The sequence below is a fragment of the Paenibacillus sp. FSL H7-0331 genome (genome assembly GCF_001956045.1).
The window spans coordinates 1-978 of the sequence record NZ_MRTH01000148.1 but is presented as its reverse complement, the minus strand read 5'-3'; the positions used below and the strand labels follow the sequence as shown (position 1 = coordinate 978).

Sequence of the window (978 nt, the reverse complement as noted above, 5' to 3'; positions counted from 1 at the left end):
CTCCAAGACACAGCTGGACACGATTGTGAACGTCTTACAGACGACGTATAACGCTCTGATGGAGCTGCAAGCCGCAGAACCACCCCGAAGTCCAAGCACCGGAAATGGACTGCAGGAATGGATTACGAAGATGGTTGACTATAGCGATCCGACAATCTGGGGTTTAGCCCGAAAGGTTGCAGTAGGAGCATGGAACTGGCTAACGACTCCCTCGGTGGATCAATTGTTAACAAAAATGAAGAATAACTCGGAGCTTGCCTATCAGGCGAGTACGCAGCAATTTGCGGAAGCCAATATATCGAGTATTCGATTGCGGGAACAATTGAAAGAACATAATAAAGAACTGTACGATGAGATGCTCGAACTGGCTAAGGTCTATGCGCAAGGGGGTCAAAGTGCAGTAGAGGAACGATTGGCAAGGCTCAAAGAAACCAATCCGGAGCTTTATGAGAAGGTAGCGCCCTATGCGGAATATGCGCGATATTTTGATGAAGCTACTGAATCACCGTTAATGACACTTAGTACGTACCAAGCGAGGATCGAAAAGCTGCAGAAGGAATGGTTTGAGGTCGATGCGGACGACACGTTGACGGCAGAGCAGAAAAAAGAAAAGCAAAATGCTCTTCATGAGACCGCGAATAAGTATCGTGAGCTGATGAACAAGCAATTTCCGGAGGCCTCAATCGTGTATGAACTGCTGTCGGAATCGAAGAAGACGACGACTACGGCGGACGGGATGAAATCCATCATGAACAGCCTTGCCAATAACCATCCTGCGTTAGCGGGAATGTTGAGTGAGCTGGGACGAGCAGATCTGGCGATGGAGATCTATAAGGGATATCAGGATCAGACGATCAAAAGCAGTAATCTTTCGGCGGCAGAGGCGTACAAGCAGAAGTTGGGGGAAACGCTTAGTATGGCATTTCCTTTGGCAGCCGCTGTCTTGGGTAGTGGAATGAATTTCAGTAGTTTTTATAC

General features: G+C 48.0%; 1 protein-coding gene. It reads left to right on the top strand.

Annotation, left to right across the window (positions count from 1 at the left end):
• The coding region (locus BK127_RS42200) for a hypothetical protein (RefSeq protein WP_179097844.1) at positions 1-978 on the top strand (978 nt) is incomplete at both ends.